The organism is Frateuria sp. GZRR35, from assembly GCF_051900415.1.
In the GTDB taxonomy this organism is placed as follows: Bacteria; Pseudomonadota; Gammaproteobacteria; order Xanthomonadales; family Rhodanobacteraceae; genus Frateuria_A.
This window is the reverse complement of sequence record NZ_JBHZGL010000007.1, coordinates 185098-193168: the sequence shown is the minus strand read 5'-3', so window position 1 is coordinate 193168 and position 8071 is coordinate 185098. Positions and strand designations below refer to the sequence as shown.

Here is an 8071-nt window from a genome sequence, read left to right as displayed (position 1 = left end):
CCGCGCTGGGTGACGTGGAGCGGAATACCAGGCAGCAGCAGACGTGGCATCCGTGGCATGGTCGGGCTTCCTTCGAACGGAGTCGCCACCATGCAGCGGAAGGGAGCAGGGGTCTGTCCGGGAAGTCGGCCGGCTGTTGTGAGTCCTCGGCTTAACCAACTCCGTCCCCGCCACCTGGTTGTATGCTCGCGTATAAGGACCGGCGGAAGTACATGGGTTTCAAGGGATATGTTCTGGTCGCACTGGCCGTGGCCGCGGGCGCGTATGTGGTGGCGCTGTACAACGGCTTGGTGCAGTTGAAAAACAACGCCGCCAAGGCGTGGTCCAACATTGACGTGTTGCTCAAGCAGCGGCATGACGAGCTTCCCAAGCTGGTGGAGACCTGCAAGCGGTACATGCAGTATGAACAACCCACGCTCGAGCGGGTGATCGCCGCACGCTCGAACGTTTCCACCGCCATGGCGCGCGGCAATCCGCAAGCGCTTGGGGACGCGGAGGGGCAGCTGCGCCGTGACCTGACCCAGCTCTACGCCGTGGCGGAGAATTATCCGGAGCTGAAGGCGGACGAGTCCTTCCGCTTCCTGCAGGGCCGCATCAGCGGGCTTGAAAGCTCGCTAGCTGATCGCCGCGAGTTCTACAACGAGTCGGTCAACGCCCTGAACGTGAGGCGGGAACAATTTCCCGACAATCTCGTGGCCGGCCTGTTCCATATCCCGGGCGCCGAACTGCTGCACTTCACGAGCGAGGAGACCCGCGACGTGGACATGCAGGCGCTTTTCAGCTGAGAGGACCTGCCGCGTACGCCTCGCGCCGCGTTGTCCGGCCATCCAGGGGAATGTGATCGTGCATTTGGAAGCTCTCCTGCTACCGCTGCTGATTGTCTTGATCGCCGGCTTGGCGTGGAGTGTCGAGCAGCAGCTGCGTTGGTGGAAGCGCACGCGTGGCGTGGAGGCGGGCGTTCCGCTATCCAAATGCCGTTCCGCGGCCCAAGGCTACGTCCGGCTGTTCGGCACACAGTGGTACGTCGGCGGCCAGCCGCTGCTGGCGCCCATGACCGGCAAACCCTGCACCTGGTGGAGCTACACCATCGAGCGGCATGTTACCTGGAGACTGGACAAGACTGCCCCGGAGTGGAAGGTGGTCAAACAGGCCACCAGCGCATCGCCGCTCCTGCTCGATGATGGCACCGGGCAAGTGGTGGTCGAGATCGCCGGCTCAGAACGCCTCGCCGACGCCCGCGATCGCTGGTATGGCGAAGCTGCCTGGCCTGTCTGGCCCCCATCGCTCTTCCCGGGCGGGCATAAATACCGCTACACCGAAAAGCGGATGGACGAAGGCGACACTCTCTACGTCGCCGGGCAGCTCACCACGCACTCGACCGTCCCGTCGGCCGCCGGGATCAAGCAGGCGGCACTTCGCCTGCTGGGCCGCTGGAAGCAGGACCAGCCGGCGCTGCTCGAGCGCTTCGACCGCAACCAGGATGGCGTGGTTGATCCGGGTGAATGGGGAACCGCGCGCCAGGCCGCCTTCGCCCAGGCGGAACGGGAGCAGAGCCGGGAACAGGACTTCGCCCCGGAAGGGCGCAGCGTGATTTCCAAGCCCAGGGACGGCAAGCCCTTTGTGGTCTCGCCAGTGCTGGATCTGGAGCCTGGCGAGTTCCCCAACCCATCGCGACCGTCGCCGTTCTGGCTGGTGGCCTTCCTGATGGGCGTCGTTTGGTGCGTCAAGGAGTTTGCAAGTTGACTGGCTCCATAAAGGGGACGGAGGGGATTAAGGCTGCATAATTCCATCCGTCCCTTTTTTGCGAAAGAAAACAATGCATCAAACCAAGCCGTAGACATGGGCGCTAACGGGGCCAGGTTCACTTTCCTAGGACAGGGGCGTATGGGTAACGAGCATTTCAGCGATCCCACGTGGGTGCGCCGGCACACGAACGTCGCCGACTTGCTGGACGATGGCACGGAAAACGGAAGCGACCTGGGCGCGCCCGTGGGCAGTGGCGAAGGCGCGGCCGATGAGCGTATCGACACCATGATTGCGGTCCGTTCCACGGTCGATCCGGTCGAAGTCCAGTTCGCGGGCGCGACGCTCGTGGACAAGGTGCAGAGCCCGCATGCCACGCCGGGCATGCGGTGGGCTGCCTTCATCTTGGGCGCTCGTGCCTGACGGCTTCCTCGCGATGGTCGCCGTCTCTCTCTATCGGGCCGAAGACCCGACCGGTTCCAACTGGGGCCTGTGGACGATCCTGTGGCTGGCGATCCTGGGGCATCTTCTGTTCTGGCTCTGGATCACCACGAAGACGCGCTCTCGGTGAAGAGTCGCCGCAAGGAGGTCAAGAAGTAGGCTCCGGAGTGCTGTCAAAGTCGACTCTGATATCTGTTCTCGGCCTGCGTCCCAGGACGCAATTGAGTGCCAAGGGGCGCGATGAAGGCCCGCGCCGCAAATGGAGCGCGAGTATGCGGCAAGGATCGGATCTCATGGTTGTTTGTGCTGGCGGGCTCAACGAACGAGGTCGGAGCCCCGTTCCTCGGCTCGGCAGAATGACCTCTCCTCGTCAGTGACCCTCGACGAAGCGCTTGAGCAGATACAGGAACAGGGCGCTGGCTCCTGCCGCCAGGATCAGACTGAGCCACGAGCGGGAATGCTGGTGTCCGGCCAGCGAGTCGGCATTCTGTGCCGCCAGCAAGAAGGGCTGGCCGTTGTTCGGCTTGCAGATGTATTCCAGGGGTTCGCTCGATTCGGTGTGCGCGCTTGTGGTGGTGATTTGTTGGTGGGCCGCGGCCCGAACCTGTTCCCACTCCTCCAGGCTGATTTCGCCATCGCCATTGACGTCGAAGCGGGCCAGCAAGGCCTGCTGATCGCGCTTCCAGGTGGTGAGCAGGTCGGACATGGCCCCCTGGTAGTTCCCGGCCTGTCGCCTGGGACGCATCGTGGTGAGCTGACCGAGTACGTACAGCGGATCACCCGGGCACATGCATTTCTCGGTGTACCGGTAGCGGCCCGTGCCCGCCAGGCTCATCCTGATCCGCTCGGTACCGGGAGGCTGGTTGCTGTACCAGTGGTGGGTCTGCGAGGGCCGTACCTCGGCTCCCTCGGGATGAATGCGCACCTCGCCAGTCGGGTCGCGCAGGATGATCGGAGCCTGGCTCGTCTGCTCCTCTATCGTCTTCCAGTGGTCGTTCATTGGCCACCAACGACGCTTCTCGACCTTGTAGTTCCACCAGGTGCACCAGGAGCCGGTGAACGGGGTAGTGAGGGACTGGTCCGGGGGCGAATACTGGACGCCTTCCAGCTCGACCAGGCCCTGCGCGGCCGAGCGCGCCCGCGAGGTCGGGGTGTCCTCGATCAGGCGCGCGCGCTTCAGGGACTTGAACCAGCGGACTACACCAAGAACCGCCAGGATGGCCAGGATGGCCAGAGGCCGAACGTCGCGGTGGTGGTAGTCGATGAGCGCGAGCATCGTCATCACTCGAACAGGGGGGCGGAGGGGCGCTGTGTCACCTCGGGCGAGGTGAACTGGAGCAACGATGCCGGACCGATGCCTCCCAAGCGGGCAACCAGCAGATCGGGAAACTGGAGGCGGCGGGTGTTGAGGCGGTTGACCGTTTCGTTGTACAGAAGTCGCCGGTCTGCGATAGAGCATTCCAGAACGCTGACGCGCGACTGCAGGCCGGCAAAGACCGTGTCGGCCTGCAGTGCGGGATAGCCTTCGGCCAGGGCGAGAACCCGCTGCACCCGATGGCGCAGGTGGTGCTCGGCACGACCGACGCGGCCAACGTCGCCGGCGTCGCCCGCTCGCGCGACTTCGGCGCGGGCCTCCATGATCTGCGCCAGTGCGTGCTGCTCGTACGCCATGTATTGCTTGCAGATTTCGACCAGCTTGGACAGCTCCTCGCTCCGCTGCTTGAGCAGGATGTCGATGTTTGCCCAGGCACGGCGAACGTTATGCCGCAGCGCAATCAGGTTGTTGAACAGAAACACCAAGTAGACGATCGCGAGCGCGATCGCCACAGCGAACAACATCCTTTTGATCATCGGGTTCGATTCCAGGTCGCTCGACGACATCATAGCCTTGCCGCTCGCCGGAAATGCGTGGCCAAAGCCGGCGGCGTCCAAAGCGACGTGCGGAGGCTGGTTTTCAATTGCGTCTGGATACCGACGCGAAATGCCGAAGCGCGCCGATTCTTCCGTTGCGGTCACGAAACCGTGTGCGGCATGACCGGAATGGGACCACGAAAAGATTTGTCGCAGTGTCGTACCTCCGGTAGGCTCGGCGGCGCGTGCCGATCGGTGAAGCACGATCAGGAACAAGGACAGGGGGAACAGGATGCATCTCGGATTTATCCTCGGCGTGGGGTTGTTGGTCGTGGTCCTGGCCTACGGCGTTTCCATCTACAACTCACTGGTCCGGCTCAAGCACAACGCCGTGACCGCCTGGTCCAATATCGACGTGCTTCTGAAACAGCGGCACGACGAGTTACCCAAGCTGGTGGAGGTCTGCAAGCAGTACTTGCAGTACGAACAGCCCGCGCTCGAGCGTATCGTGCAGGCGCGTGCCAACGTGGCGCAGGCTCGCCAGGCGGGCAGTCCCGAGGCGGTTGGCCGGGCCGAATCGGAGCTTCGCGGAGGCCTGGCGAACCTCTACGCCGTGGCAGAAAACTACCCCGACCTCAAGGCGAACGAGTCCTTCCGGGCGCTGCAAAGCCGCGTGAGCGGGCTGGAGAACGCGATCGCCGACCGGCGCGAGTCCTACAACGACACGGCCAATGATCTGAATATCCGTCGCGAGCAGTTTCCTGATCGTATCGTCGCCGGCATCGCCCATATCCGTTCGATGGAACTGCTGAAATTCGCGTCCGCCGAGCTGAGCGACGTCGATATGAAAGCGCTTTTTAGCTGAGGCGGAAAAACGGGATCCGCCGCCGGGGTCAATGGGAGCAACGCTTTCCGGCCTAAATAAAGGGGCGGAGGCAATTAAGCCGGTGTGATTGCTCGGCCCCCTTTTTGTAGGTGGTCAACTCCTTCCACTGAAGCCCACCCGGCCGGACACGGCCGCCGAACCCCGGTAACCGCTCGGCGTCGCGCCTGCGACTTTGCGCATCAGCCGGCGCAATGCGGTGGGATCGCGGTAACCCACGGCCGCTGCAACCTGTTCGATCGCCATGCGGCTGGTCTGCAGCAGGCTGCGGGCGCGGTGCAGGCGAACGCTCTGGATCAACTCGATCGTGCTCATGCCGGTGGCATGGCGCACGCGCCGCCCCAAGGTCCGCTCGGACACGCAAAATTCGCTGGCAAGCGCGCTCACCGACGGCACCGCCGGCAATGAGGTTTCCACGCGCCGGGTCAGGCGCGTGACCAGCGCATCGCCACTGGCCAGCATCGAGGGGACCACGAACTGCGCCTGCTCGCTGCGTTCGTGCAGCAACAACACGCGCGATACGCCATCGGCGAGCTTGCTGCCGAAACGCTGGCGCAACAGATAGAGCATCACGTCCGACTGTGCGAACGCCGCGCCCGCGGTAATGACAGGGCCGTCGACGCAAAGAATGCGGTTGGCTTCCACCCGCGTCTCCGGCGCCATGCGCGACAGCTCCGGCGCAAGCCACCAGGTCGTGGTGGCGTGCCGACCGGCCAGCACGCCCGCCGCGTGCAACAGGAACACCGCGGAGCAGGAAGCCGCCACCCGGCCGCCCGCCGCCACGTGCGCGGCGACGTGGCGGACGGCACGTCGGCAATCGTCCGCATCCATCCGCTGGCGCAGTTCGCGCGCATCCGTCACCCACAGGCCCGGCACCAGCAGCACGGAGCGGGTGCCCCGCTTGCGCCCCGGCAGGCGAAGCGTGTCGGCACCGATCCCACCCTGCATCTTCACGTGGCCGCCCATGGGTGAGTACAGGCCCCAGGTGGGTACCGCTTCGCCCTGTCGTGCAGCGAACAACGCGGCCGCCGACAGGATGTCGCGCGTCATCGCGACGCCGCTGGGATTGGTGCCGGGAAGCATGAGTACTTCGAAGTCTTTCATGTCCGATCACGCCCGAAAGATGTCGGTTCAGACGCTAGCACGCCGTGGCGTGGACAGCATCCAATAGGGCCATGAGCCCACAGACCGCCTCCGACGACCCGCTCGACGACTTCCTCGCCCGGTCGATCTGCCTCGACGGCGTCACCCGGCGCGTGTACTTCTCCGGTGCAGGCCCTGGCGTCATCCTCATGACCGAGATGCCTGGCATCAGTCCGCATGTGGCCCGCTTTGCGCGCTGGGTGCGCCTGGCCGGCTTCACTGTCTACATGCCATCGCTGTTCGGTCGCGACGGCGCCGTGCCGCAAACCGAAGAAGGGCTGGCGATCATGCGCCGCGCTTGCGTCAGTGCCGAGTTCCGCGCGCTGGCGGCGAATGCTCCCAGCCCGGTGACGCAGTGGCTGATGTCGCTGGCGCGGATGGCGCACAAGGAATGCGGTGGCAACGGTGTCGGCGCGATCGGGATGTGCTTCACCGGCAACTTCGCGCTGACGATGATGCTGGAACCGGCGCTGCTCGCGCCGGTGCTGGCGCAGCCCTCGTTGCCGCTGGACGATCCCGGCGGCATCGACTCCAGTCCGGAGGAATTGGCGAGGATCCGCGCGCGACTGGAACGCGACGACCTGAGCGTGTTGGCATATCGCTTCGAAGGCGACCGTCATTGCCGCGCAGAGCGGTTCGCCGCGTATCGGGCCGCACTGGGCGAGCGCTTCGTGGGGCGTGTGCTGCCCGACGCCGCGGCCAACCCGGACCCACCGCCGTTTTTTCGCGACGTCGTTGGCAGTCCGCACAGCGTACTTACCGCGCACCTGATCGATGCCGAGGGCGAGCCGACGCTGCAGGCGCGCGACGAGGTCCTGTCGTTCCTGCGCACCCGCCTGTATGGCGAGCCGCTGTTTGCCGCGGAAACGATCATATGACCCTCGGCTTCCTCGGCATCGGCCGCATGGGCCTGCCGATCGCCCGCAACCTCATTCGCGGCGGGACGCCGCTGCTAGTCTGGAACCGCACGCCCGGCAAGTGCGGTCCATTGGTGGAACTCGGCGCCAGGCAGGTGGTTTCCATCGACGCCCTGTGCCAGCAGGCCACCGTGGTGATGCTGATGCTGCTGGACGAATCGGCCCTCGATGCGGCATTGGGCCGAGGCACGCCAGCGTTCCGCACACGCGTCAGGGGGACGACGTTCGTGCAACTGGGCACCACGTCGCCGGCCTACTCGCTTGCACTTGAACAGGACATACGCCAAGGCGGCGGCCATTACGTCGAAGCACCGGTTTCGGGCTCGCGCGTGCCTGCGGAGCAGGGGCGACTGGTCGGGATGGTGGCCGGGCATGCGGACCATGTCGCCATCGTGCTGCCCTTGCTGAAGCCCGTCTGCAGCCAGGTATTCCAGTGCGGGCCGGTACCGGGCGCATTGCGCATGAAGCTCGCCGTCAACCATTACCTGATAGCGATGGTCACGGCACTCGCCGAAACCGTGCATGCCGCGCGCAGCGCCGGGCTCGACGTGGCCTTGCTGCGCGACATCCTCGACGCCGGTCCGATGGCCAGCGATGTTTCGCGCATCAAGCTGGAAAAGCTGGTCACGGAGGATCATTCCGCGCAAGCGGCGGTCCGCGACATCGGCACCATCGCCAGGTTGATCGCCGAGCAGGCGAGGCTCGCGCAAGCACACGCCCCGATCATCGAAGACTGCGTGAAGCTCTATCGCGCCGCGAGCGAAGCGGGCCATCAAGACCTGGACATGACGGCCGTGGTCAAGGCCTTTGGGACTGGCAAGGGACGCAGGTAGTCAGTGCTCGTGGGCTCGAGCTGACGGGGCAGGTTGGCGTATCGCGTGCGAAAAGAGGGCCGGAGTCCACGTTGCACCGAGCCCGACACCCCTCGCTCAATGTTCACTCGATGGTTTGCAAGCCTACAACTAGCGGGGTTAGGTTCACCTATCCAGTGCCGCAAGTGAGCCTGCCCCGTTCTTGCTGGCAAGTGCGTTCAGCGACAATGAAAACTAGTCAATGCAAACGAGGTCGGGTTCATTACCTGGCGCTAGGAAGT

Annotated in this window: 10 protein-coding genes; 7 read left to right on the top strand and 3 right to left on the bottom strand. The window is 64.7% G+C overall.

Annotation, left to right across the window (positions count from 1 at the left end; all coding sequences use genetic code 11):
* Window positions 1-212: 212 nt before the first annotated feature.
* From ACFWZ3_RS10755 to ACFWZ3_RS10740, 4 genes are all read left to right on the top strand, one after another.
* Complete coding sequence (locus tag ACFWZ3_RS10755) at window positions 213-785, top strand: LemA family protein (RefSeq protein ID WP_439707730.1); 573 nt, start codon at window positions 213-215, stop codon at window positions 783-785.
* A gap of 52 nt (window positions 786-837) precedes the next feature.
* Entirely contained in the window at window positions 838-1743 is a 906-nt protein-coding gene (locus ACFWZ3_RS10750; RefSeq protein ID WP_439707729.1) for a hypothetical protein, read from the top strand.
* Window positions 1744-1884: 141 nt separating this feature from the next.
* The gene (locus ACFWZ3_RS10745) at window positions 1885-2166 is read left to right on the top strand and encodes a hypothetical protein (RefSeq protein WP_439707728.1); all 282 of its coding nucleotides are present in this window, start codon (window positions 1885-1887) and stop codon (window positions 2164-2166) included.
* Window positions 2167-2179: 13 nt separating this feature from the next.
* Window positions 2180-2314: a hypothetical protein gene (locus ACFWZ3_RS10740; protein ID WP_439707727.1), complete on the top strand. Its 135-nt coding sequence runs from the start codon at window positions 2180-2182 to the stop codon at window positions 2312-2314.
* A gap of 240 nt (window positions 2315-2554) precedes the next feature.
* On the opposite strand, the gene ACFWZ3_RS10735 is transcribed toward ACFWZ3_RS10740, so the two are convergent.
* Both ACFWZ3_RS10735 and ACFWZ3_RS10730 read right to left on the bottom strand, forming a co-directional pair.
* A complete protein-coding gene (locus ACFWZ3_RS10735; RefSeq protein ID WP_439707726.1) occupies window positions 2555-3460 on the bottom strand; it encodes a GIDE domain-containing protein in 906 nt (301 codons plus the stop codon).
* A 5-nt stretch (window positions 3461-3465) separates the two neighbouring features.
* Window positions 3466-4200 carry a LemA family protein gene (locus ACFWZ3_RS10730; protein ID WP_439707725.1) on the bottom strand — a complete coding sequence of 245 codons (735 nt, stop codon included), beginning with the start codon at window positions 4198-4200 and terminating at the stop codon, window positions 3466-3468.
* 127 nt (window positions 4201-4327) lie between these two features.
* Between ACFWZ3_RS10730 and ACFWZ3_RS10725 the strand changes: the two genes are divergently transcribed.
* Window positions 4328-4900: a LemA family protein gene (locus ACFWZ3_RS10725; RefSeq protein ID WP_439707724.1), complete on the top strand. Its 573-nt coding sequence runs from the start codon at window positions 4328-4330 to the stop codon at window positions 4898-4900.
* Window positions 4901-5014: 114 nt separating this feature from the next.
* Here the strand turns inward: ACFWZ3_RS10725 and ACFWZ3_RS10720 are convergent, their stop codons facing one another.
* Window positions 5015-6022: a GlxA family transcriptional regulator gene (locus ACFWZ3_RS10720; RefSeq protein WP_439707723.1), complete on the bottom strand. Its 1008-nt coding sequence runs from the start codon at window positions 6020-6022 to the stop codon at window positions 5015-5017.
* Between the two features lie 71 nt (window positions 6023-6093).
* Between ACFWZ3_RS10720 and ACFWZ3_RS10715 the strand changes: the two genes are divergently transcribed.
* Both ACFWZ3_RS10715 and ACFWZ3_RS10710 read left to right on the top strand, forming a co-directional pair.
* Window positions 6094-6939 carry a dienelactone hydrolase family protein gene (locus ACFWZ3_RS10715; protein ID WP_439707722.1) on the top strand — a complete coding sequence of 282 codons (846 nt, stop codon included), beginning with the start codon at window positions 6094-6096 and terminating at the stop codon, window positions 6937-6939.
* Window positions 6936-7811 carry an NAD(P)-dependent oxidoreductase gene (locus tag ACFWZ3_RS10710; RefSeq protein WP_439707721.1) on the top strand — a complete coding sequence of 292 codons (876 nt, stop codon included), beginning with the start codon at window positions 6936-6938 and terminating at the stop codon, window positions 7809-7811. Before ACFWZ3_RS10715 ends, ACFWZ3_RS10710 begins: the two co-directional genes overlap by 4 nt.
* Window positions 7812-8071: the final 260 nt, after the last annotated feature.

Bases quoted from the DNA above. Each gene is read 5' to 3' on its own strand.
- ACFWZ3_RS10745 (WP_439707728.1), top strand. From the start codon at position 1,885: ATGGGTAACGAGCATTTCAGCGATCCCACGTGGGTGCGCCGGCACACG.
- ACFWZ3_RS10715 (WP_439707722.1), top strand. From the start codon at position 6,094: ATGAGCCCACAGACCGCCTCCGACGACCCGCTCGACGACTTCCTCGCC.
- ACFWZ3_RS10755 (WP_439707730.1), top strand. From the start codon at position 213: ATGGGTTTCAAGGGATATGTTCTGGTCGCACTGGCCGTGGCCGCGGGC.
- ACFWZ3_RS10740 (WP_439707727.1), top strand. From the start codon at position 2,180: ATGGTCGCCGTCTCTCTCTATCGGGCCGAAGACCCGACCGGTTCCAAC.
- ACFWZ3_RS10720 (WP_439707723.1), bottom strand. From the start codon at position 6,022: ATGAAAGACTTCGAAGTACTCATGCTTCCCGGCACCAATCCCAGCGGC.
- ACFWZ3_RS10735 (WP_439707726.1), bottom strand. From the start codon at position 3,460: ATGCTCGCGCTCATCGACTACCACCACCGCGACGTTCGGCCTCTGGCC.
- ACFWZ3_RS10710 (WP_439707721.1), top strand. From the start codon at position 6,936: ATGACCCTCGGCTTCCTCGGCATCGGCCGCATGGGCCTGCCGATCGCC.
- ACFWZ3_RS10725 (WP_439707724.1), top strand. From the start codon at position 4,328: ATGCATCTCGGATTTATCCTCGGCGTGGGGTTGTTGGTCGTGGTCCTG.